Origin of the sequence: Cupriavidus sp. 2TAF22 (genome assembly GCF_052115045.1) — a bacterium.
GTDB lineage: Bacteria > Pseudomonadota > Gammaproteobacteria > Burkholderiales > Burkholderiaceae > Cupriavidus.
Map to the genome: position 1 here is coordinate 64,295 of NZ_JBFRFX010000014.1, position 20,399 is coordinate 84,693.

The following is a 20,399-nucleotide window of genomic DNA, read 5'->3' on the forward strand; positions in this document are numbered from 1 at the left end:
TGTGAATAAAACAAAAGGATTCCATCTAGTTTGTGAATGGGGTGCGTCCTACCATGAAGACTCCCAAGCCGCAGTGAGCCAGCAACGCAGCGCCACGGCGGATTCCAACCTCAAGGAGATCGATCATGTCCCAGTCCATCACCCAGACCGCCCAGGCTACCCAGACCACCCAGGCAATTCAGACTATCCCGGCCACCGCCAAGGTGTGGTTCATCACCGGCGCGTCGCGCGGTTTCGGCGTGCTGATCGCGCAGGATGCACTGGACCGCGGCGACCGCGTTGTCGCCACCGCGCGCAATCCCGAAGCCATCATCGCCGCGCTGGGCGAGCATCCCAACCTGCTGGCCGCCAGGCTCGATGTCACCAGCGAGGCCGATGCGATCGACGTCACGAAGCAGGCCGTGGCGCGCTTCGGGCGTATCGATGTGCTGGTGAACAACGCCGGCTATGGCCTGCTCGGCGCGGTGGAGGAGGCCAGCGACGCGGAAGTGCGCCGGCAGTTCGACACCAACGTGTTCGGCGTGCTGAGCGTCACGCGTGCGGTATTGCCCACGATGCGCGCGCAGTCCAGCGGCCACGTGATCAATATCTCGTCGATCGGGGGCTATGTCGCGTACCCGGGCTGGGGCGTGTACGGCGCCACCAAGTTCGCGCTGGAGGGCATCACGGAAGCGCTGCGCGTCGAGCTGGCCCCGCTCGGCATCCACGCTACCGTGGTCGAGCCCGGGTTCTTCCGCACGGATTTCCTGGAGTCCAGCTCGATGGTGCCGACGGCCAGCCGGATCGACGCCTACGAGCAGACGGTGGGCGCCATGCGCACCATGATGGCCGCGGCCAACCACAAGCAACCCGGCGATCCGCGCAAGCTGTCCACGGCGATCCTGCAGCTGGCCGACAGCGCCGAGCCGCCGCTGCGCCTGCCGCTGGGCTCCGATACGGTGGCCAAGATCCGCGAGATCAACCAGTCGGTCGAAGCGGAACTGGCGCAGTGGGAAGAGGTGGCCATGTCCACCGACCACGACGACGTGCGCGGCTGAGTCCGCGGTCGGGATCGCCGCCGGGATCGTGGCCGGGAAGGAAAGCTACGCCTCGCCGCCGGCAAAGGCGGCGAGCAGCCAGTTGCGGAACGCCCTGGCGTGCGCGCTCTGCTTGCGGTGGGCCGGCTGGAGCAGGTAGTAGGTGTAGTCGCCCATGTCCACCGACTGCGCGAAGGGCCTGACCAGCTTGCCGGCCGCCAGGTCGTCTTCCACCAGGAACTGCTGGGCGATGGCCACGCCGTGGCCTTCGAGCGCGGCGGAATAGGCCATGGCCGAACTCTGGTAGGTGAGGCCGGAATGCGCGTCTACCTTGCCCGCGGCGCGCGCCTTCTGCAGCCAGACCTGCCAGTCGTCGGGGCGGGCGATGGAGTGCAGCAGCACGAACGCAGCCAGGTCCGCCGGCTTCTTGAGCTTGCTGGCGGACTTCTCCAGCAGCGCGGGGCTGCAGACCGGCACCAGGATATTGGCCACCAGCCGCTCGCAGTCGACGTCCGGCCAGCGTCCGTCGCCAAGGCGGATGGCGAAGTCCAGGTCTTCCTTGCGGAAGTCCACGGGCTCCAGCGAGGCCGTCAGCAAGACCTCGATCTTCGGGTGCTTGCCGTGAAAGCTCGACAGGCGCGGGATCAGCCAGCGCATGGCGAAGGTGGTGTAGGCGCGCACCTTGAGCTGCTTGCGCTCGCTGGTGCCGCGCACGCGCCGGGTGGCGTCGCGGATCTGCTCCACCACCTTGCTCATGGCCTTGAAGTACTCCGCGCCTTCGCGCGTGAGCGTGATCTCGCGATGCCCGCGGTAGAGCAGCGGCATGCCGAGAAAGCTCTCCAGCGTGCGGATCTGCCGGCTGACGGCGCCGGGGGTCACGCTCAGCTCGCTGGCGGCTTGCGTCATGCTCAGATGGCGGGCCGTGGCTTCGAAGGCGCGGATGGCGTTGAGGGGTGGCAGTCGGTCCATGACGATGGTTGTAAGGAGTGCGGCGCGCTTTGTCAACCGGGGCGCGGACCGATGCGCCCATGGTGCCGCTCGCTTGATAAAAACTCAAGCGAGACGGCCAGAAATCTCGTTTGTCGGCGGCATTGCCATGAACCATCATGAACTCGTCATCCAACGGCCCGGCCAGCGCATCGCGCCAGGGCATACCAGAGGAACTGCAAATGGAAGCAATCCATCAACGCTTGTGGAGCCAATCCGGGGCATCTCTGCTCGCATCGCGCGAACGCGCAACCGGCGAGCTGGTTTTCCCGGCGTTCGCGCCCGCCGCCGTGCTCGCGGCCGGCCATGACGACGTGGACGTCGGCCTGTTCGGCACGCTGTACAGCTTCACGGTGATCCATCCCAACCCCAAGAGCGGGCAGGCGCCGTATGCGGTGGGCTATGTCGATATGCGCGACCAGCCGGTGCGCATCTTCGGACGGGTCAATGGTGCGCTGCCGCCGTCGATCGGCGCGCTTTGCCGCGCCGAGCCGGACCAGGCGCTTGGTTATGTCTTCAGTGCCCGCGCGCAAGGAGAAGCAGCATGAGCAATATCTACATCGCCGGCGTCGCCATGACGGCGTTCGGACGGCACCAGGACACCATGGCACCGGAACTGGCGCACCGCGCCATCCTGGCGGCGCTCGACGATGCCGGTGCTGCGGTGCGGGAGATCGAGGCCATCTATTGCGCCAACGTGTTCGGCGGCATGATCCTCGGCCAGGTGATCGCCCGTGATCTCGGTTTCAGCGGCATCCCGGTCTACAACGTCGAGAACGCCTGCGCCAGCGGTGCCACCGCCGTGCACCTGGCGCGCCATGCCCTGCTGGCCGGGCAGTACCGCAAGGTACTGGTGTTCGGCATCGAGCAGCTCACGCAGCTGGGCGGCGGCACGATTCCGATGCAGCTCAACGATGAAAAGACCAATCTGTATGCCAAGGCCGGGATGGTCCTGCCGGCGGTCTATGCCATGCGCGCCACGCGCTTCCTGCACGAACGCGATGCCGCCCGCGAAGACCTCGCCGCCATCGCCGTCAAGAACCGCCACCACGGCACGCTGAACGAATATGCCCAGCAGCGCAGCGAGACCACGATCGAAGCCGTGCTGGCATCGCGCATGGTGGCGGATCCGCTGACCTTGCTGCAGTGCTGCCCCTCGCAGGTGGACGGCGCGGCGGCCCTGGTGCTGGGCACCGATGTGCCGGCCGGCAACAAGCCCGTGAAGGTGCTTGCTTCGATCGTGCAGTCCGGCATGCGCGAGGAGGCACACGACGACATTCTCGACGCCGAGATCACCGCGCGCGCCGCCCGGCTGGCGTATGAGGCGGCCGGCGTCGCGCCGGAAGATGTGGGCGTGGTCGAGCTGCACGATGCGTTCACCATCGCCGAGCTGATCTATTACGAGGCGCTGGGCCTGGCCCGGCCGGGCCACGCGGTGGACCTGCTGCGTTCTGGCGCCACGCGGCTGGGCGGCAGGGTGCCGGTCAACCCCAGTGGCGGCCTGCTGGCCAAGGGGCACCCGCTCGGCGCCACCGGCGTGGCGCAGATGGTGGAGCTGACCTGGCAACTGCAGGGCAGGGCCGGGGCTCGCCAGGCGGGCATGCCCGTGATCGGGCTGGCGCAGTGCACGGGCGGCGGCATTGCCGGCGTGGATCACGCGGCGTCTTCGGTTCACTTGCTGGGAGTCTGAAATGAGCGACCAATTGGAACAAGGCCACGTGGCGGTGGTGACGGGCGCGGCGCGGGGCATCGGCTTCGGCATCGCCAGCCGGCTGGCCCGGCAGGGCGTGGCGGTGGTGATCCTCGACCGCGACGCGCAGGCGCTGGCCGGCGCGGTGAAGTCGATCCAGGAAGCGGGGCACAAGGCCCACGGCGTGGTGGTCGACCTCACCAACGGCAAGGAAGTCGCCGGCGCGGTGGCGCACGCCGCGGAGTGGGCGGGCCGCATCGACTATCTGGTCAACAACGCCGGTGCCGTGCGCGACAAGCGCTTCCTCAAGATGACCGAGGAGGACTGGGACCTCGTCATCTCGACCAACCTGCGCTCGCAGTTCCTGGCGTGCCAGGCGGTGCTGCCGGGCATGGTGGAGCGCGGCTTCGGGCGCGTCGTGAATATCTCTTCGCGCGCCTGGCTGGGCGGCTTCGGCCAGGCCAACTACTCGGCGGCCAAGGGCGGCGTGGTCAGCCTGACGCGCAGCCTGGCGCTGGAGTTCGCGCGAGAAGGGATCACGGTCAATGCCATCGCGCCGGGCATCGTGGACACGCCGCTGTTCCGCGAGTTCAAGCCCGAAGTGCAGGCGCGCCTGCAGGCATCGGTGCCGGTGCAGCGCATCGGCACGCCGGAGGATATTGCCCATGCGGTGGAGTTCTTCCTCTCGCCGGCTGCCTCGTATATCACCGGCCAGTTGCTTTATGTCTGCGGCGGCCGCAGCCTGGCCAGCCCCAGCGTCTGAGAGGAGTCAAGCCATGAGCGCGAACCTACAGGTCGACGGCAACGTTGCCATCCTCACCATTGCCAGGCCGCAGGCGCTGAACACGCTCGATCTCGCCACGCTGAAGGCGTTGCGCGGGCACCTTGCCGATTTTCGCGACCGCGACGACCTGCGCGTGTGCATCGTGACCGGCGAGGGCGGCAAGGCCTTCTGCGCGGGCGCGGACCTCAAGGGCACGGCCGTGTCTGCCGCCAGCTACCCGGAAGCCATGTTCCGTGAAACCGGCACGGCCGCCGAGCGCGGCCTCTATATCCGCCTGATGGACCTCGCGGGCCTGGATCTCTGGAAGCCGGTGATTGCCGCCGTGAACGGCTACTGCCTGGGCGGCGGGCTGGAGCTGGCGCTGCAATGCGATATCCGCGTGGCATCGAGCACGGCACGCTTCGGCCTGCCCGAGGCGGCGGTGGCCTCGATTCCCGCGGTATCGGGCCTGCACAGGCTGCTGCGGGCCGTGCCGGGCGCGCATGCCATGAAGATGGCGCTGACGGCAAGCCATATCGACGCGCAGCAGGCGCTCGGCATGGGGCTGGTTTCCGACGTGTTCGCGCCGGACGCGCTGATCCCCGGCGCGATGGAGATCGCCAGGCGCATTGCCCGCAACGGCCCGCTTGCGCTACAGGCCATCAAGCGCCTGGCGCGCCAGACGGCGCACCTCAGCGATACCGACGCGCAGCAGCTCACCGAGCTTTACTGGGGCGCGCTGCGGGACACGCAGGACCGCGTGGAGGGCCGTCAGGCGTTTGCCGAGAAGCGGGATCCGCGCTACGCCGGCCGCTGAATCCCGAAGTCCCGCTGCGTTTCAATCACCCAAGACGAAGACAAGCCAGGAGACCACACCATGTACCACCCAACCCTGTCCAAGCGCATCGCCACCGCGATGCTGTCGCTGGCCGGCCTTGCCGGCATGGCCGGCGCCGCGGCCGCGGCGGACGCCGCCAGGTTCCCCTCGCAGACCATCCGCCTGATCGTGCCATTCGCGCCCGGCGGCGGCAACGATATCCTGGCGCGCGCGATCGCGCCGGGCATGTCGAAGCTCCTCGGCCAGCAGGTGATCGTGGACAATCGCCCCGGCGCGGGGGGCAACCTCGGCACCGAGCTGGCGGCGCGCGCCACCGATGGCCACACGCTGGTGCTTGCCTCGAACCAGATCACCATCAACCCGGCCATCGGCAACAAGACGCCGTTCAACGTGGAGCGCGACTTCGCGCCGGTCGGCATGATCGCCTCGGTACCCATCCTTCTGGTGGTCAATCCGAACGAGCCGTACAAGACGCTGCAGGAGTTCCTGCAATACGCCAGGACACACCCGGGCAAGCTCTCCTACAGCACGCCGGGCGTCGGCACGCCCCAGCACCTGGCCGGCGAGCTGTTCACTTTCCTGACCAAGACCGATCTGCTGCACGCGCCGTACAAGGGCACGTCGCCGGCGATCAGCGACGTGGTCGCCGGGCAGGTGCCTACCTCGTTCGCCACCATGGCCTCGGTGCTGACCTTCATCCAGGCAAAGAAGCTGCGCCCGCTCGGCATCGCCGGCAAGCAGCGCGCGCCCGGCCTGCCGGACCTGCCGACCTTCGAGGAAGCGGGGCTGAAGAACTACGATGCCGCGCTCTGGTACTGCATGCTGGCACCGGCCGGCATGCCGCGCGCCAATGTCGACAAGCTCAGCGCGGCGCTGGTGCAGACCGTCAAGAGCCTGCGGGCGGACGGCTCCCTTGCGAAGCAGGGCTTCGAGCCGACGTCGTCGACGCCGGACGAGCTCAAGGCCATCCTGGCCAGGGACGCCACGCGCTGGGCCAACCTGGTCAAAGCCACGGGCCTGAAGGTCGAACTGTAGGCAGGGAGAGCATCATGCTGCGTAAGGCACTGGAGGGGTTGAAGGTGGTCGAGTTCGCGCAGATCGCGGCGGGGCCGCTGTGCGCGATGCTGCTGGCCGACATGGGCGCGAGCGTCACCAAGGTCGAAGGCCCGGACGGCGACCTCGGCCGCCAGCTCGGCCCGGGCTGGATCGGCGAGGACAGCGCCCTGTATCACGGCTTCAACCGCAACAAGCGGGGCATCTGCCTGGACCTGAAGACAGCGGAGGGCCTGGCCGTGGCCAGGCGGCTGGTGGCCCGGGCCGACGTGGTGATCGAGAGCATGCGCCCGGGCGTGATGGCAAGGCTGGGGCTGGCCTACGAGCAGGTGGCCGCGGACAATCCGCGACTGGTCTACTGCTCCGTATCGGCCTACGGCCAGGGCGGCCCGTACGCGCACGAGGCGGGCGTCGACGGCATCCTGCAGGCGGATTCCGGGCTGATGAGCCTGGTCGGCGTGCCCGGGGCCGAGCCGTGCAAGGTGCAGGCGCCGGTGGTGGACATGATGACGGGCTATGTCGCTTGCGTGGGCGTGCTGGCCAAGCTCAACGCCCGCGAGCGCGACGGGCAGGGCGGGCACCTGGACGTCAACCTGCTGAACGCCGCGCTGGCCCTGCAGCAGGCCTCGCTGACCAGTTACCTGGCCGACGGCGTCCTGCCCGAGCGCATCGGCAGCGCCGCGCCGTACTCCGCGCCCAACGAGGCGTTCCAGTGCGCCGACGGCTGGATCATGGTGGCCGCCTACAACGGCAGCCGCTGGCCCACCCTGTGCGGGGTGCTGGGGCTCGCGCACATCGCACAGGAGCCGCGCTTCTCCTCGTCGGCCCGGCGGGTCGAGCACCGCGCCGCCATGAAGGCGGAGCTGGGCGCGGTGTTCCGCACCCGCGCCGCCGCGCACTGGCTGCGGGTCCTGAAGGACGCCGACATCCTGTGCGCGAAAGTCGCCAGCTACGAGGATGCCACCCGCCACCCGCAAGTGCTGGCCAACCGCATGATCGCCAGCATGGAAGGCGGCGCGCATGGCGAGATACGGATGCCGGGATTCCCGATCAACAGTGCCGTCGAGAATGCGTTGCCGCACACGCGTGCGCCGTCGCTCGGGGAACACAATCGCGAGATCCTGGAAGAGCTGGCATTCGGTGCGGATGAGGTGGCGGGCATGGTTGCCGCCGGCGCGCTCTGCGCGGCGCACTGACCTTGCCCCGGACCCGCGCCCGCGCTACCCCTGCGACGGCAGCGTCGCCTGCATCGACTCGCGCCGGCTGAAAGCGTCGAACCACGCGCCGAGCGCGGGCACGCCGGCACGCCATGCCATCTCGGCGAAGCGGAAATCCAGGTATCCCAGCGCGCACGCCACGGCGATCTGGCCGATGGACAGCGGCGCGGCTTGCAGGGCCGCCGCCTCGGCCTGCAACGTGGCGAGCGTGGCGCGCAGCTTGGCATCCCAGGCGCGCATGGTGTCGCCCGACTGCTGCGCCGCCGGGCGGTTGCGCTCATTGCGCCACAGCACCAGCAGGTCGGTGAGGCCGTGGCCGAGCGCGTGCCAGCGCATGGCCTGCAGGCGCGCCTCGCCCGCCGGGGGAAACAGCGAGGGCACGCAGGCCACGCTGTCGAGGTACTCGCAGATCAGCACCGTGTCGAACAGGGCGGCGCCGTCTTCGGTCACCAGCGTGGGGATCTTGCTGAGCGGGTTGATGCGCATCAGCCCGGCGTGGCAGGTGGTCATGGACACCACGGCATCGATGCGGTGGATGGCCTGTGCCAGCCCGAGTTCGTGCGCGGCCACCATGACGCGGCGCACGAAAGGCGAGCGCGGCGACCAGAACAGGTTGAGGCGGCCGGGCAGCGGGGTGGCGGAGGGCGACAGCGACTGGGCATCGGGCTGCATCGGCTTATTCTCCGTGGATATTGCGGTCTTTGATGACGCGGGCCCATTTGGCGGCGTCCGCGCGGATGATGGCGGCGAATTCCGCCGCGCTGCCCGGCGCCGGCACCAGGCCTAGCTGGTCCAGGCTCTTGCGGACCTCCGGCGCGGCCAGCGTGTGGCGCAGCGCTTCATTGATGCGGTTGACCACGGCAGGCGGCGTGCCGGCCGGCGCCATCATGCCGTACCAGTTGCTGGCCTCGACATTGGCGATGCCGAGCTCGGCCAGCGTGGGCACTTCGGGCAGGAAAGGCAGGCGCCGGGGCGCGGCCACGCCGATGGGCCTGAGACGCTTGCTGGTGATGAAGGGCATCAGGCCGGAGGCGTCGCCGAAGAAGGCATCCACCTGGCCGCCGAGGGTGTCGGTGATGGCCGGGGCGGCGCCTTTATAGGCCACGTGCAGGAAGTTGACGCTGGTGGCCGCCTTGAACAGCTCGATCGCCATGTGCGGCATGCTGCCGACGCCGGTGGAGGCGAGGCTGGGCGGCTTGGCGGCCTGCTGCGACTGCTTGACGAAGGCGGCGGCGGTGGCGGCGCTGGCATCGGGCTTGACCACCAGCACCTCGGGCGTGTTGACCACCATCGAGATCGGCGCCAGGTCCTTCTGCGGGTTGTAGGGCAGGTTTGCGTACAGGGCCGGGTTGATGACGATGGCGCCGGCGCTGGTGAGGAACAGCACGGAGCCGTCCGGCGGCGACTTGGCGACAAAGCCGGCGGCGATGGCGCCGTTGGCGCCCGGCCGGTTGTCGATGACCACGGTCTGCTTCAGTTCGGTCTCCAGCTGGCGCGAGATCACGCGCGCCAGGGAGTCGGCCGGGCCGCCCGCGGGGAAGGCCACCACCAGGCGGGTGATGGGTGCGGCCTGCGCGGTGCCGGGCAAGGCCAGCAGCGGCGCGAGCAGGCTCGCCAGCAGTGCGGTGCCGAGCGCGCGGCGTGTGGTGCGTGGTTGCATCTAGGTCTCCTGTCCTGTCGTTCGCATGCGTGGCGCTAGCCGGGGTGTGGGCGCACCAGGCGCTTACCCGCCCGCCGCGCCTTGCGTATTTACGTAAAGCGCGTAGATCGAGGTGCACGACGCCATGAAGAGCCGGTTGCGCTGGCGCCCGCCAAAGCAGAGGTTGGCGCAGCGCTCGGGCAGCGCGATATGGCCGATCGGCTCGCCTTGCGGCGAGAACACGCGCACGCCATCGAGCTCCGGCGTGCCCATGCCCCAGCCGCACCAGAGGTTGCCGTCCACATCCACGCGGAAGCCGTCCGGCGTGCCGGGCCCGGCGTCCACCAGCACCCGGCTGGCGCCGAGCCGGGCGCCGCCGGCCTCCACGTCGAACGCGCGGATACGGCGCGGGCGGGCGCGCGATTCGATCACGTACAGGATGCGTTCATCCGGGGAGAAGGCCAGGCCATTGGGGCCGCTGATGTCGTCGGCCACCACGCTGGCGGCGCCGGTCACGGGGTCGAGCCGGTACAGCCGCTCGGGCAGCTCGGCTTCGGCCTGTTCGCCCTGGTAGTAGCCGGCGATGCCGAAGGGCGGGTCGGTGAACCAGATCGAGCCGTCGGACTTCACCACCACGTCGTTCGGCGAGTTCAGGCGCTTGCCCTCGAAGCGGTCCATCAGCACGGTGATGCTGCCGTCGTACTCGGTGCGCGTGACGCGCCTGCCGCCATGCTCGCAGCTCACCAGCCGGCCCTGGCGATCGCGCGTGTTGCCGTTGGCGTGGCCGGAAGGGGCGCGGAACTCGCTGATGGCGCCGGTGGCTTCCTCCCATTTGAGGATGCGGTTGCCGGGGATGTCGCTCCACAGCAGGTAGCGGCCGTCGCCGAACCATACCGGGCCTTCGGCCCAGCGGCTGCCGCCGGCGATGCGCTCCACCGCGGCCAGCACCAGCCGGTATTTCTCGAAGGCGGGGCTGAGCACCTGCACGGCGGGGTCCGGGTAGCGGATCAGCGGCATTGGAGCGGGGGCAAGGCTGGTCATGGGATCTCCGGGTGGGGTCAGGCGTACAGGCGGGCAGGGTTGCGGACCAGCACGGCATCGGCGCCGGCCGCGCCGCCACAGACGGCGTGGATCCACGCCAGCAGCTGCGCTTCGTCCGGGCGCGCGTAGGCGATATTGGGATGGGGCCAGTCGCTGCCCCAGATGGCGCGCGCGGGTGCGATCTCCAGCAGGCGGCGGGCCACCGGCACGGCGGCGGCGAAGGGCGCCGTGCCGCTGGTGATGCGGTCCGGGCCCGACAGCTTGATCCACACATTGGGCAGCGCCAGCAGCCGCTCCAGCGCGGTGAATTCCGCGTAGTCCACGCCGCGCGCCGCCTCGACGCGCGCCATGTGGTCCACGACCAGCTTGACGCCGTGCGCCTCGAGTGTCTCCAGCGCTCCGGTCACGTCCGTCAGCTGGCCGTGCAGCAGCGCATGCCAGCCATAGGGACGGATGCGATCGAGCATGGCCCGCATGCGGCCCGGATCGATGGCGCCGCCCAGGTGCGACATCAGGCCAAGCCGGATGCCGCGCACGCCGCGCGCATGCATGTCCGCCAGGCGCGCCTCGTCGATCTCGGGATCGATCAGCGCCACGCCGCGGTAGGTGCCGGCGCTGGCATCCAGCGCCGCCAGCAGGGCGCTGTGATCGTCGCCGTAGCAGGCGCCCTGCACCAGCACGCCGTGGACGATGCCGAGCGCCGCGTGCAGCGCGCGCAGCTCGGCGAAGGGTGCCGCGGGCGGGCTGTAGATGGCGTCCGACGGCAGCGGATGCGCATCGTAGGGGCCAAAGATATGGGTGTGGCAATCCCAGGTGCCGCGCGTGGCGGCACCGGCGTCAGGCTGGGTCATGATGGGTCTTGTTCTCCTGGCTGCGAATTGATCGGAGACGGGCGGGGCCGGGCTGTGCCTGGTCCGGGCGCTTGGTCCGGACGCCTAGTCCGAGCTCGCGCCGGTTTCCTTGACCACGCGCGTCCATCGTGCGTACTCGGTCTTGATCAGTTCGCCGTATCTGGCGGCGCTGCCGCCGATGGGCTCGGCGCCCTGGGCATGCAGGGCGGCAATGGTCTCGGGGTCGGCCAGCACCGCCGCGACTTCGCGGTTCAGCCGCGCGGCGATGGCCGCGGGCAGGCCGGCCGGCGCCACGATGCCCTGCCATGTGCCCGAGTCGAAGCCGGGCGTGATGGTCTCCGCCAGTGTGGGCGTGTCGGGCAGGATCGACACGCGGCGGCTGGTGGTGGCGGCAATCGCGCGCAGCTTGCCGTCCTTGATGAAGGGCATGACGGCGTTCAGGCTGCCGGACATCATGAAATCGAGCCGGCCCGAGAGCAGGTCGGGCAGCGCAGCGGCGTTGCCCTTGTATGGGATATGGTTGAACGTGGTGCCGGTCTTCGCGGCGAACAGCACGCTGGTCAGGTGGTCGATGGTGCCGTTGCCGGACGAACCGAAGTTGAGCTTGCCCGGCTGGGCCTTGAGCAGCTTGAGGAAGTCCTGCGGTGTCTTGACCGGCGTGGCGGCATTGACGATCACCACCAGCGGCACCGTGGCGACATAGGCCACCGGCGTGAAGATCTCCGCCGGGTTCAGGCCAGGCTTGTGGAACAGCGCTGGCGAAATGGCGATGGAGGAGCTGTTGTAGAGCAGCGTGTAGCCGTCCGCCGGCGCCTTCGCGACCTGCTCCGAGGCGATATTGCCGCCGGCCCCGGGGCGATTGTCAACCAGCACCTGCTGGCCGAGGCGCTCGCCCAGCTTGCGCGCGATCACGCGCGCGATGATGTCGGTGGGGCCGCCAGGCGAGAAGGCGACCACCATGCGCACGGGCTTGTCCGGGTAGCCCGCGGCGCTGGCCTGCGTGGCCCCCGAAAGCATGCCGGCGGCCACGGCTGCGCCCAGCAGGGCGTTGAGCACGGTGCGGCGGGTGGGGCAAGGACGATTGCGCGATGCCATCTGTGGTTTGTCTCCTGGTTTTCTTGTCGGGTTCGTCCGCTCAGTCGCAGCGCACGCTCATGCCGCCGTCCACCACGAGCTCCGCGCCCGTGACGAAGCGCGCCTCGTCCGAGGCCAGGAACAGCGCGGCGTTGGCCGTATCGCGCCCGTCGCCCATGAAGCCCAGCGGGATGCGCGCCACGCGCTGCGCAAGCAGGGCGTCCACGTCGCCGCCGGCGCGCTGGCCGGCCAGGCGTGCTTCCACCATGGGCGTATGCATCTGCCCGGGGATGACGGTGTTGACGCGGACATTCTGCCTGGCGTACTCCACCGCCACCACGCGCGAGAACTGGATCACCGCGGCCTTGGCCGAGGCATAGCCGACCTGGGCCGCGCCGGTCCAGCGGATGCCCGAGGTGGAGGCGGTATTGACGATGGCGCCGCCGCCCTGCGCCACCATCAGCGGCAGCACCTGCTTGCAGGCCAGGAAGACGCTCTTCAGGTTGAAATCGATCTGCGCATCCCAGCTTTCCTCGCTGAGATCCACCGGGCCGCCGCGGGCGGAGCCGCCCACGTTGTTGACGAGGATGTCCACGCGTCCGAAACGGGCCACGCAGGCCTCGACCATGGCCTGCACCCCGGCGGCGCTGGTCATGTCGCAGGTATGGGGCTCGACCTCGCCCTGCACGGCGCGCACGCGCTCCAGCGTTTCTTCCATGGCCGCCGCGCTCTTGTCCACGGCGAATACCCTGGCGCCTTCTTCGGCGAAGCGCACCGCGACGGCGCGCCCGTTGCCCCATCCGGGGCCGACGCATCCTGCGCCGGTGACGATGACGACCTTGCCCTGCAGTCTCTTCGACATGATCTGTGCTTCCTTGCGTGCTTGCGTGTTCATTGGAGAGGCGGTGCCAGGGATGGCGCGGGGATGTCTATTCAGCCGCCACGGGCGTCGCCGAGTTCCGGCGCCGTGCCTTCGGGCGGCATCACCTCGAAGGCGTTGATCGTCATGGAAATCAGCGTGTAGTAGCCGGCCAGCCCGACCAGGTCGATCACGTTGTCCTGGCCCAGCACGTCCACGGCCTGCTGGTAGAGCGCCGCAGGGATCCTGCGCTCGCGCGTCAGGCTGTGCATCACCGCGATCACCACGGCCTCGTCCTCGCGATCGCACCGCGGCGCCTGGCCGGTGCGGATGGCTTCGACCACCTCGGCGCTGATGCCGGCCTTCAGTGCCAGCGGCTTGTGCGCCCACCATTCGAACTCGGCGCCCCAGAACTGCCCCATCACCAGGATGGCCAGCTCCGACAGGCGCGCCGGCAGCGAAGAGTCATAGCGGCAATACTGGCCCAGCGCCTGCGCGGTCGCGGCCAGCTTGGGGCGGTGCAGCCACACGGCGAGCGGGCCGCGCACCTGCCCGCGCGGGCCGGCGACGATGGTGTCGTGCACGGCGCGTTGCTCTGGGGTCATGTCGGCGGGGGCAAGCGGGGCGAGTCGGGTCATGGCGGCTTTCTTCGGTCGTTGGGCGGAGGTACGGCATGCCGCCACGCTGCCGGTGCGGCGCGCGCGGGAATGGCTTGTCTCCGTATCGTTCTGTTGTGCTGCTGTTCTGTCGCGCACGGATCGCGCCGCTGTGCTGGTCGCAGGTGCGCTGCATTTGCGATGCTGGCTGCATTGTGCGGAGCGGAGCCTGGCATCGTCCAATATATTTTTTGGAACAGACTAATTCCAAATTAGAATTACCGAACCCTGATCCGATGCGAGACGATGCATGGAAATGCGAGACCTGCGAATGTTCCTGGCCCTGGCCGAAGAGCTGCATTTTGGCCGCGCCGCCGAGCGCCTGCGCATTTCGCAGCCACCGCTGACCAAGCACATCCAGCAGCTCGAGGCGCAGCTCGGCGTGATGCTGTTCGACCGCAACAAGCGCAGCGTGCGGCTCACGCCCGCGGGTAGCGCGCTGGTGCAGGAGGCGCGCCGCATTCTCAGCCAGGCCGAGATTGCCATGCAGGTGGTGCGCCGCGCCGAGCATGGCGAGACCGGCACCCTGCGCATCGGCTTTGTGGCAGCCGTGATCTATATCGGCATCGAGAAGCTGTTCGCGCGGCTGGAGCGGGACCTGGCCGGCGTGGAGACCGTGTGGGAGGAGATGGGCTCGTCCGAGCAGGTGGAAGCGCTGCGCCATGACCGCATCGATCTCGGCTTTGCCCAGGTGCAGGCCGGCGCCGGCGAGATGGCCACGCACCTGGTCGCTCGCACGCCGCTGGTAGCCGCGCTGCCCGCCACGCACCGGCTGGCGCAGCGCCGGCGCATCGACCCCGCCGAGCTGGAGGATGAGACCTTCATCGTGATTCCGCGCGAGAGTGCGCCGGGCTACTTCGATCTCATCGTCTCCACCTGCCTGCAATCCGGCTTCAGCCCGAACATCCGGCACTACGTGCGGCACCTGCTTTCGGTGGTGAGCCTGGTGGCGCTGGGGCGGGGCGTTTCGCTGGTGCCGCGCACGCTGGGCCGGGCGGCGCTGCCCGGCGTGGTGCTCAAGCCGCTGGCGGGCACGGCTGCGCAGGCGCAGGCCGAGTATTCGGTGATCTGGCATCCCGGCAACCAGTCGCCGGTGCTGGCGCGGGCGCTGGGCCTGCTCGGCGTGCCGGCGGGCAATTGAGGCCGGCGCGCTCGGCCGGCGCCAGGCGGATCTGCCGCATCAGGTCCGTATCGGAACCTGCCTCGGGCTTGTTGTCGTCCACGACGATCGCGGCCACGTCATGGCCGGCGAGACGCATCGCGAGCGCGGCCAGGCCAGCGAGCTTCGCGCTGGCCGAAGGGGCAGGGCCGCGGTGATCGGCCCCTTTGCCACTCACCCGCCCATGTACATGCTCCGGTCCGCGCCCTGCGCGGGTGCCTGGATTGCGGCCGGCGCCGGCGCTTGCTCGCGCTGCTCCTGCGGCAAGGCAGGCTTCTGCTCGCGGCTCAGGATCTCCTGCTGGCGCTCTTGCACGGCCAGCAAGCGCTGGCGGCGCTGCGCGTCTTCGGCCTGCCGCTGCTGGTAGAGGCGGGCGCTCTCGCGCGCGATGCCGGTAGCGTCGCGCTGCTGGGCGGGCTCCAGCTTCTCGCGGCGTTGAATGCGGCCGGGGTCCTGGCGGTCCAGTTCTTCGGATTGATCGAGGAAGCGGCGGTCGGCTTCACTGGGATACCAACCGCGTTGCATCATGGCATTGCGGATCCTGGCGAGATGGCGGGACTCCTGCTCGAACAGCTTCTGTTCCTGGCGCTCGGCCTCTTCCCGCTTTTCGTGTGCGTAGGCGGCGCGCTCGGCCATGGGGACGTGGCCGTCGGCCTTGAAGCGCGCCAGGGAGTAGGCTGCGTTCTCCCGTTCGGCGGCGTCGGCTCCGGGATCGTGGAGGGTCCGGTAGAGTGTTTCCACGCGCTCCCGGATGCTCGCCTGGTACCTGGCGTTCTCTGCCGCCAGGCAGGCCGTGTCGCCGGGCTTGCAGGCATCCGGGAACCAGCCGAAGCCGTAGTGCATGACCACGACCGCGATGCCGATCACCAGGGCGCCCGTGGCCCATAGCGTCAGCAGTCTGCCGGCCGGCATGCTGGCGCCGATCCTGACGCCGTTGCCGATGTCCTGCGAGGCGTAGACCCGGGCATCGTTGCTCCCGCCCCGTCCGGACGACGCACCGATCCCCACCCGCGTGCCGTTTCCCGTCCGCTTCGATACCCAGAATCTTCTACTCATGGCTCGCCCTGTCTGACCCTTGCACCCGCTCTGTGGCGGATGGCGGCGGCCATCATAGCACCCGGCGGCGAGCCGCGCCGCCCGGGCTATGGCGCGCCGGTCAGGCGCCGTCGGACAAAGGCGATATGCTCGCGCAGCACATAGAACTGGTCGGCGTAGGCCAGCGGCATCCTGAGCCGGTTGACGGCGTCCTCGATGTGGTCCAGCCGGGCGATCAGGGTGGCTTTCTCTTCCTCGGTGGGATCGACCAGCGCCACGCGTTCGATCTCGATCAGCGAGCCGTACCAGCGGTAGATCCGCGACTTGACGCGCCAGCTATAGAGCGAGGGCACCACCTTGAAGGCGGGGATCAGCAGCACCAGGATGGGCACCACCACCAGCAGCGCGCGGTCGAGCAGGCTGGCCAGCCAGAATGGCAGGTGCCGGTACAGGAAGCCTTTGCCCGAGGCGTAGTAGCGCGTGGCGTCGTCGCTGAGCGGGAACTCGTGCACGGTGGCCGAGGGGAATTGCCCCGCGCCCTGCAGCAAGCCGGGCTTGCCGTGGACTTCGCGCGCGGCCTCGATCAGCAGGTCGGACAGCGCGGGGTGCAGGTTGTCGCGCGCCACCAGTTCCACCGTGGGGCTGATCAGGTGGATCGGGTGGACGGGCAGGTTCTTGCCCAGGTCCAGCACGCCGGCCGGCAGGACCAGCTGCTGCAGGTAGAGGAAGCGCCGCGTGTACGCGTCGGCCTGGGCGAAGTCCAGCAGGCGGATGCCCGGCATGCGGAACAGCTTGCGCATGGTGGGGCCGGTGGCGGAGTCGCCGGTCAGCATGGCCACGTCGATCTTGCCGTCGAGCAGCGCCTGCGCCGCCTCGTCGCCGTCATGGGCGAGCAGCGTGGCGCTGCCGCCGGGCTCGATGCCATTGGCCTTGAGCAGCGTCAGCGCCAGCGCGCGGCTGCCGCTGCCTTCGCGGCCGATGGCGATGCGCGCCGTGCGGAAATCCGACAGCTTGTGCTTTTCCTTGCCGCGGTACAGCACGCTGATGGGCGCGTAGAACATGCTGCCGAGCGAGACCAGTCCCTCCTTGTTCACCTCGCCGGAGACGCCGCCCTGGACCAGGGCCACGTCGACGGACTGCTTGGGATCGGCCAGCCGCCCGACGTTCTGCAGCGAACCCTCGGACGGCAGCACAGTGAGCGTGATGCCGTTGCGCGCGAGGATCGCGCGGTACTTCTCGGCGGCGTTCCAGAACGAACTGTCCTTCGGCCCGGYGCTGATGGTGATGGCATTGGGCGGCGCCGGCTGGATCAGCCAGACCGCCAGCCAGGCGGCCGCGATGCAGAACACCACGGCGGGGCCGAAGGACACCGCCAGGTCGCGCCAGGAGATGGCGACGAAGCGGGCGCCCAGGCGGCGGATATCGGTTCTGGCGCGCGCCGCCGCGGGGGCGGAGGTGGCGTCGGGGCTGGCTCCGGGAGTGGTTTCCGGTCTGGCTTCGGGTGGCGTGGGCTTGGCTTGCCCGGAGTCTGGCGTCATCGGCTCGCGTGCGCTGGGATGGAGCGGCAGAATCATAGCACCGGCCCCGGCGGGCTTACCGCGCCGGGCGCCGCGGCGCCGGACCCGCCAGCGATAGCGCTGCTTCAGCTCCGATGGTCTAAGCTGAATATCCGCTCAATACCCGATGGAGGCCGATGTGCGTAGATATATTCCCATTGCCGCTTCGCTGTTCCTGCTCGGCGCAAGCGGTCTGGCCCTGGCCCACAACTGCCCGAACGAGATGAAGGCGATCGATGCCAAGCTTGCCACCAAGCCGGCGCTGTCGGCGGAAGACGCCGCCAAGGTGACCAAGCTGCGCGCCGACGGCGAGGCCTATCACAAGGCTGGCAAGCACGATGAGTCCATGAAGTCACTTGGCGAGGCAAAGAAGATTCTCGGCATCTAGACGACATATAGAAGAAGAACCATCCTGACGGATGCGGCGCCTGCGCCGCATCCGGCTTGCCGAAGAGCGCCATGCCGCTCACTTTCGGCCTGCGTTGCACTCATCCCGCCTGCCTGTCCCCCAGAATCGAGATCAATTCCGGCACCGTGCCTTGCGCGCGCTCGCTGTGGCTGGCCTGCTCATAGGTGTCCCGTACCGCTTCGGCAGTGGCGCGCGCGGCGCCAAGTTCCGCGGCCATGGTGGTGTAGTAGCCCATGTCCTTGAGCGCGTTGGCGAGCGAGAAGCGGAAGCCCGAGTTGTCCTGTGCTTCGATATAGGGGCGCAGGCGGTTGAGCACGACGCCGTCGCCACCGCCCTTGGAGAGCACTTCGAGCAGCACCGCCGGGTCCACGTCGGCGCGTTCGGCGCACGCGGCGGCCTCGGCCAGCACGGCGGAGAAGCCGAGCGAGACGTAGTTGTGCAGCAGCTTGAGCCGGTGGCCGGAGCCGACGGGGCCGGCATGGACGATATTCTCGGCAAAGCAGGCCAGCAGCGGCCGGTATTGCTCGAACAGTTCGCGCTCGCCGCCGACGATGAGATTGAGACGCCCTTCGGCGGCTTCCCTGGGCGTGCGCGTCATCGGCGCATCGAGAAAGCGGCCGCCGGCCCTGGTCACGGCGTCCGCGATGCGCACGGTGGACGAGGGGATGGCGGTGGAGCAGTCGATCACCACCGTGCCCGGGCGCAGCCCGGCGAGCACGCCATCGGGGCGGAACAGGACGTCTTCGACTTCCGGCGTGCCGGTGACGCAGAGGATCACGGCGTCGGCGGCGCGCGTCACTTCGGCGGGAGTGGCGGCGGTGGTGGCGCCCGCGGCCAGCAGCTTGTCCAGCGGCTGGTTGCCCGGATGGTCGAGCAGCACCAGCGGGTGGCCGTGCTTCGCGATATTGGTGGCGATGCCGTGGCCCATCATGCCGATGCCGATCATGCCGATTGTCTTCATGTTGTCTCCGTTTCGATGCCGGGCTGGCGGTTTTCCGATGGCCGCGCGCGCTTCAGGCGCGCTTGCCGCCGAGGCCGCCGGCGCAGATGTACTTGATCTCGACGTAGTCCTCGATGCCGTATTTCGAGCCTTCGCGGCCCACGCCGGATTCTTTCACGCCGCCGAAGGGCGCGACCTCGGTGGAGATGATGCCTTCGTTCAGGCCGACGATGCCGACCTCCAGCGCTTCGGCCACGCGCCAGGAACGCTCGTAGCTGCCGGTGTAGAAGTAGGCGGCCAGCCCGAACGGGGTGTCGTTGGCCATGGCGATGACTTCCTCGTCCGAGGAGAAGCGGATCAGCGGCGCCACCGGGCCGAAGGTTTCCTCGTTCATCAGCCTGGCCTTGGGCGAGACCTCGGTGAGGATGGTCGGCGTGAAGAAGTGCCCGCCCAGCGGGTGCGGCTGGCCACCCGTGAGCACCCTGGCGCCGAGCCCGACCGCGTCCTCGATATGCTCCTTGACCTTGCGCACCGCGGCGTCGTCGATCAGCGGGCCGAGGTCCACGCCGTCGTCCAGGCCGTCGCCCACCACCTGTGCTTCCACCGCGGTCCTGAGCTTTGCCGCGAAGGCGTCGTAGATGCCGTCCTGCACGAAGATGCGGTTGGCGCAGACGCAGGTCTGGCCGGCATTGCGGAACTTGGAGGCCATCACGCCCAGCACCGCGGCGTCGAGGTCGGCGTCGTCGAAGACGATGAAGGGCGCGTTGCCGCCCAGTTCCATCGAGACTTTCTTGACCGTGCCCGCGCACTGCGCCATCAGTTCCTTGCCGACTTCGGTGGAGCCCGTGAACGAGAGCTTGCGCACCACCGGGCTGCCGGTCAGCTCGCGGCCGACCACGCCGGCGGAGCCGGTCACCACGTTGAACACGCCGGGCGGGATGCCGGCCTCGCTGGCCAGTTCGGCCAGGGCCAGCGCCGAGTAGGGCGTGGCCGAGGCGGGCTTGACCACGATGGTGCAGCCGGCGGCCAGCGCGGCCCCCGCCTTGCGCGTGATCATGGCGTTGGGGAAGTTCCACGGCGTGATGGCGGCCACCACGCCGATCGGCTGCTTGATCACCACGATGCGGCGGTCGCTGGCGGGGGCGGGGATGATGTCGCCGTAGATGCGCTTGGCCTCTTCGGAGAACCACTCGATAAAGCCCGAGCCGTAAGCGATCTCGCCGCGCGACTCGCGCATCGGCTTGCCTTGCTCGGTGGTGAGGATGGTGGCGAGATCCTCCTGGTGCTGCATGCACAGCTCGTACCAGCGGCGCAGCATCCTGGCACGCTCCTTGGCGCTGGTGGCGCGCCATGCCGGCAAGGCCTGGCCGGCCGCAGCGATGGCGGCCTGCACGTCAGCGCCGGTCATGCGCGGCACCGTGCCGATCACGGCGCCGGTGGCGGGGTTGGTGACCGACAGCGTCTCGCGGCCGGTGGCGTCTACCCAGCGACCGCCGACATGGCATTGCTGGCGAAACAGCGAAGGACGGGTGATCTTCATGGTCAGGCGCTCCGGGCGGGCATTGGCCGCATCGATGGAAAGGAACAGTGAGAGGGGGAGGGTGAGGGCGCTGCTC

At 69.2% G+C, this 20,399-nt stretch carries 21 protein-coding genes; 9 read left to right on the forward strand and 12 right to left on the reverse strand.

Going from position 1 to position 20,399, the window contains the following annotated elements; genetic code table 11:
* The first annotated feature begins 125 nt into the window (after positions 1-125).
* Complete coding sequence (locus AB4Z48_RS18825; RefSeq protein WP_441616627.1) at positions 126-1,037, forward strand: oxidoreductase; 912 nt, start codon at positions 126-128, stop codon at positions 1,035-1,037.
* A gap of 45 nt (positions 1,038-1,082) precedes the next feature.
* Here AB4Z48_RS18825 and gcvA read toward each other — a convergent pair whose 3' ends face one another.
* Positions 1,083-1,985 (reverse strand): transcriptional regulator GcvA, encoded by a 903-nt coding sequence (gene gcvA / locus AB4Z48_RS18830; RefSeq protein ID WP_441616629.1) that lies wholly within the window; start codon positions 1,983-1,985, stop codon positions 1,083-1,085.
* Positions 1,986-2,185: 200 nt separating this feature from the next.
* On the opposite strand from gcvA, the gene AB4Z48_RS18835 reads away from it, so the two are divergent.
* From AB4Z48_RS18835 to AB4Z48_RS18860, 6 genes are read left to right on the forward strand one after another with little or no spacing between them, the layout of a single operon-like run.
* Positions 2,186-2,551, forward strand: a complete 366-nt coding sequence (locus AB4Z48_RS18835) for a Zn-ribbon domain-containing OB-fold protein (RefSeq protein WP_441616631.1) — start codon at positions 2,186-2,188, stop codon at positions 2,549-2,551.
* Entirely contained in the window at positions 2,548-3,693 is a 1,146-nt protein-coding gene (locus tag AB4Z48_RS18840; protein WP_441616633.1) for a thiolase family protein, read from the forward strand. The genes AB4Z48_RS18835 and AB4Z48_RS18840 overlap by 4 nt, the downstream gene beginning before the upstream one ends.
* Position 3,694: 1 nt before the next feature.
* Positions 3,695-4,456, forward strand: a complete 762-nt coding sequence (locus AB4Z48_RS18845; protein ID WP_441616635.1) for an SDR family NAD(P)-dependent oxidoreductase — start codon at positions 3,695-3,697, stop codon at positions 4,454-4,456.
* A gap of 13 nt (positions 4,457-4,469) precedes the next feature.
* Positions 4,470-5,273: an enoyl-CoA hydratase/isomerase family protein gene (locus AB4Z48_RS18850; protein WP_441616637.1), complete on the forward strand. Its 804-nt coding sequence runs from the start codon at positions 4,470-4,472 to the stop codon at positions 5,271-5,273.
* A gap of 60 nt (positions 5,274-5,333) precedes the next feature.
* On the forward strand, positions 5,334-6,329 hold the full coding sequence (locus tag AB4Z48_RS18855) for a tripartite tricarboxylate transporter substrate binding protein (protein WP_441616639.1): 996 nt from the start codon (positions 5,334-5,336) through the stop codon (positions 6,327-6,329).
* Between the two features lie 14 nt (positions 6,330-6,343).
* The gene (locus AB4Z48_RS18860) at positions 6,344-7,543 is read left to right on the forward strand and encodes a CaiB/BaiF CoA transferase family protein (RefSeq protein ID WP_441616641.1); all 1,200 of its coding nucleotides are present in this window, start codon (positions 6,344-6,346) and stop codon (positions 7,541-7,543) included.
* A gap of 24 nt (positions 7,544-7,567) precedes the next feature.
* Here AB4Z48_RS18860 and AB4Z48_RS18865 read toward each other — a convergent pair whose 3' ends face one another.
* The 7 genes from AB4Z48_RS18865 to AB4Z48_RS18895 form a co-directional block, all read right to left on the reverse strand.
* Complete coding sequence (locus tag AB4Z48_RS18865; protein ID WP_441616643.1) at positions 7,568-8,236, reverse strand: glutathione S-transferase family protein; 669 nt, start codon at positions 8,234-8,236, stop codon at positions 7,568-7,570.
* Positions 8,237-8,240: 4 nt separating this feature from the next.
* The gene (locus AB4Z48_RS18870; RefSeq protein ID WP_441616645.1) at positions 8,241-9,224 is read right to left on the reverse strand and encodes a Bug family tripartite tricarboxylate transporter substrate binding protein; all 984 of its coding nucleotides are present in this window, start codon (positions 9,222-9,224) and stop codon (positions 8,241-8,243) included.
* A 63-nt stretch (positions 9,225-9,287) separates the two neighbouring features.
* Positions 9,288-10,244, reverse strand: coding sequence for an SMP-30/gluconolactonase/LRE family protein (locus AB4Z48_RS18875; protein ID WP_441616647.1), 957 nt, complete (start codon positions 10,242-10,244; stop codon positions 9,288-9,290).
* A gap of 17 nt (positions 10,245-10,261) precedes the next feature.
* Entirely contained in the window at positions 10,262-11,095 is an 834-nt protein-coding gene (locus AB4Z48_RS18880) for an amidohydrolase family protein (protein ID WP_441616649.1), read from the reverse strand.
* An 84-nt stretch (positions 11,096-11,179) separates the two neighbouring features.
* Positions 11,180-12,190, reverse strand: coding sequence for a Bug family tripartite tricarboxylate transporter substrate binding protein (locus tag AB4Z48_RS18885; RefSeq protein ID WP_441616651.1), 1,011 nt, complete (start codon positions 12,188-12,190; stop codon positions 11,180-11,182).
* Between the two features lie 40 nt (positions 12,191-12,230).
* Positions 12,231-13,031 carry an SDR family NAD(P)-dependent oxidoreductase gene (locus AB4Z48_RS18890; protein ID WP_441616653.1) on the reverse strand — a complete coding sequence of 267 codons (801 nt, stop codon included), beginning with the start codon at positions 13,029-13,031 and terminating at the stop codon, positions 12,231-12,233.
* A gap of 71 nt (positions 13,032-13,102) precedes the next feature.
* Positions 13,103-13,666: a carboxymuconolactone decarboxylase family protein gene (locus tag AB4Z48_RS18895; protein WP_441616655.1), complete on the reverse strand. Its 564-nt coding sequence runs from the start codon at positions 13,664-13,666 to the stop codon at positions 13,103-13,105.
* A gap of 268 nt (positions 13,667-13,934) precedes the next feature.
* Between AB4Z48_RS18895 and AB4Z48_RS18900 the strand changes: the two genes are divergently transcribed.
* Entirely contained in the window at positions 13,935-14,825 is an 891-nt protein-coding gene (locus AB4Z48_RS18900; RefSeq protein WP_441616657.1) for a LysR substrate-binding domain-containing protein, read from the forward strand.
* Between the two features lie 192 nt (positions 14,826-15,017).
* Here AB4Z48_RS18900 and AB4Z48_RS18905 read toward each other — a convergent pair whose 3' ends face one another.
* Both AB4Z48_RS18905 and AB4Z48_RS18910 read right to left on the reverse strand, forming a co-directional pair.
* Positions 15,018-15,899 carry a hypothetical protein gene (locus tag AB4Z48_RS18905; RefSeq protein WP_441616659.1) on the reverse strand — a complete coding sequence of 294 codons (882 nt, stop codon included), beginning with the start codon at positions 15,897-15,899 and terminating at the stop codon, positions 15,018-15,020.
* Positions 15,900-15,985: 86 nt separating this feature from the next.
* The gene (locus AB4Z48_RS18910; protein ID WP_441616661.1) at positions 15,986-17,416 is read right to left on the reverse strand and encodes a TAXI family TRAP transporter solute-binding subunit; all 1,431 of its coding nucleotides are present in this window, start codon (positions 17,414-17,416) and stop codon (positions 15,986-15,988) included.
* Positions 17,417-17,561: 145 nt separating this feature from the next.
* On the opposite strand from AB4Z48_RS18910, the gene AB4Z48_RS18915 reads away from it, so the two are divergent.
* On the forward strand, positions 17,562-17,822 hold the full coding sequence (locus AB4Z48_RS18915; protein WP_441616663.1) for a hypothetical protein: 261 nt from the start codon (positions 17,562-17,564) through the stop codon (positions 17,820-17,822).
* A 100-nt stretch (positions 17,823-17,922) separates the two neighbouring features.
* Here the strand turns inward: AB4Z48_RS18915 and AB4Z48_RS18920 are convergent, their stop codons facing one another.
* The gene (locus tag AB4Z48_RS18920; protein ID WP_441616665.1) at positions 17,923-18,804 is read right to left on the reverse strand and encodes an NAD(P)-dependent oxidoreductase; all 882 of its coding nucleotides are present in this window, start codon (positions 18,802-18,804) and stop codon (positions 17,923-17,925) included.
* A gap of 52 nt (positions 18,805-18,856) precedes the next feature.
* Positions 18,857-20,323 carry an NAD-dependent succinate-semialdehyde dehydrogenase gene (locus AB4Z48_RS18925; RefSeq protein ID WP_441616667.1) on the reverse strand — a complete coding sequence of 489 codons (1,467 nt, stop codon included), beginning with the start codon at positions 20,321-20,323 and terminating at the stop codon, positions 18,857-18,859.
* Between the last annotated feature and the right edge of the window lie 76 nt (positions 20,324-20,399).

What these genes read in the sequence shown, in the direction of transcription:
- gcvA (WP_441616629.1), bottom strand. Translation starts at nt 1,985, where the DNA reads ATGGACCGACTGCCACCCCTCAACGCCATCCGCGCCTTCGAAGCCACG.
- AB4Z48_RS18920 (WP_441616665.1), bottom strand. Translation starts at nt 18,804, where the DNA reads ATGAAGACAATCGGCATGATCGGCATCGGCATGATGGGCCACGGCATC.
- AB4Z48_RS18875 (WP_441616647.1), bottom strand. Translation starts at nt 10,244, where the DNA reads ATGACCAGCCTTGCCCCCGCTCCAATGCCGCTGATCCGCTACCCGGAC.
- AB4Z48_RS18905 (WP_441616659.1), bottom strand. Translation starts at nt 15,899, where the DNA reads ATGAGTAGAAGATTCTGGGTATCGAAGCGGACGGGAAACGGCACGCGG.
- AB4Z48_RS18825 (WP_441616627.1), top strand. Translation starts at nt 126, where the DNA reads ATGTCCCAGTCCATCACCCAGACCGCCCAGGCTACCCAGACCACCCAG.
- AB4Z48_RS18850 (WP_441616637.1), top strand. Translation starts at nt 4,470, where the DNA reads ATGAGCGCGAACCTACAGGTCGACGGCAACGTTGCCATCCTCACCATT.
- AB4Z48_RS18865 (WP_441616643.1), bottom strand. Translation starts at nt 8,236, where the DNA reads ATGCAGCCCGATGCCCAGTCGCTGTCGCCCTCCGCCACCCCGCTGCCC.
- AB4Z48_RS18835 (WP_441616631.1), top strand. Translation starts at nt 2,186, where the DNA reads ATGGAAGCAATCCATCAACGCTTGTGGAGCCAATCCGGGGCATCTCTG.
- AB4Z48_RS18860 (WP_441616641.1), top strand. Translation starts at nt 6,344, where the DNA reads ATGCTGCGTAAGGCACTGGAGGGGTTGAAGGTGGTCGAGTTCGCGCAG.
- AB4Z48_RS18895 (WP_441616655.1), bottom strand. Translation starts at nt 13,666, where the DNA reads ATGACCCGACTCGCCCCGCTTGCCCCCGCCGACATGACCCCAGAGCAA.
- AB4Z48_RS18880 (WP_441616649.1), bottom strand. Translation starts at nt 11,095, where the DNA reads ATGACCCAGCCTGACGCCGGTGCCGCCACGCGCGGCACCTGGGATTGC.
- AB4Z48_RS18925 (WP_441616667.1), bottom strand. Translation starts at nt 20,323, where the DNA reads ATGAAGATCACCCGTCCTTCGCTGTTTCGCCAGCAATGCCATGTCGGC.
- AB4Z48_RS18845 (WP_441616635.1), top strand. Translation starts at nt 3,695, where the DNA reads ATGAGCGACCAATTGGAACAAGGCCACGTGGCGGTGGTGACGGGCGCG.
- AB4Z48_RS18915 (WP_441616663.1), top strand. Translation starts at nt 17,562, where the DNA reads ATGGAGGCCGATGTGCGTAGATATATTCCCATTGCCGCTTCGCTGTTC.
- AB4Z48_RS18890 (WP_441616653.1), bottom strand. Translation starts at nt 13,031, where the DNA reads ATGTCGAAGAGACTGCAGGGCAAGGTCGTCATCGTCACCGGCGCAGGA.
- AB4Z48_RS18900 (WP_441616657.1), top strand. Translation starts at nt 13,935, where the DNA reads ATGGAAATGCGAGACCTGCGAATGTTCCTGGCCCTGGCCGAAGAGCTG.
- AB4Z48_RS18885 (WP_441616651.1), bottom strand. Translation starts at nt 12,190, where the DNA reads ATGGCATCGCGCAATCGTCCTTGCCCCACCCGCCGCACCGTGCTCAAC.
- AB4Z48_RS18855 (WP_441616639.1), top strand. Translation starts at nt 5,334, where the DNA reads ATGTACCACCCAACCCTGTCCAAGCGCATCGCCACCGCGATGCTGTCG.
- AB4Z48_RS18840 (WP_441616633.1), top strand. Translation starts at nt 2,548, where the DNA reads ATGAGCAATATCTACATCGCCGGCGTCGCCATGACGGCGTTCGGACGG.
- AB4Z48_RS18870 (WP_441616645.1), bottom strand. Translation starts at nt 9,224, where the DNA reads ATGCAACCACGCACCACACGCCGCGCGCTCGGCACCGCACTGCTGGCG.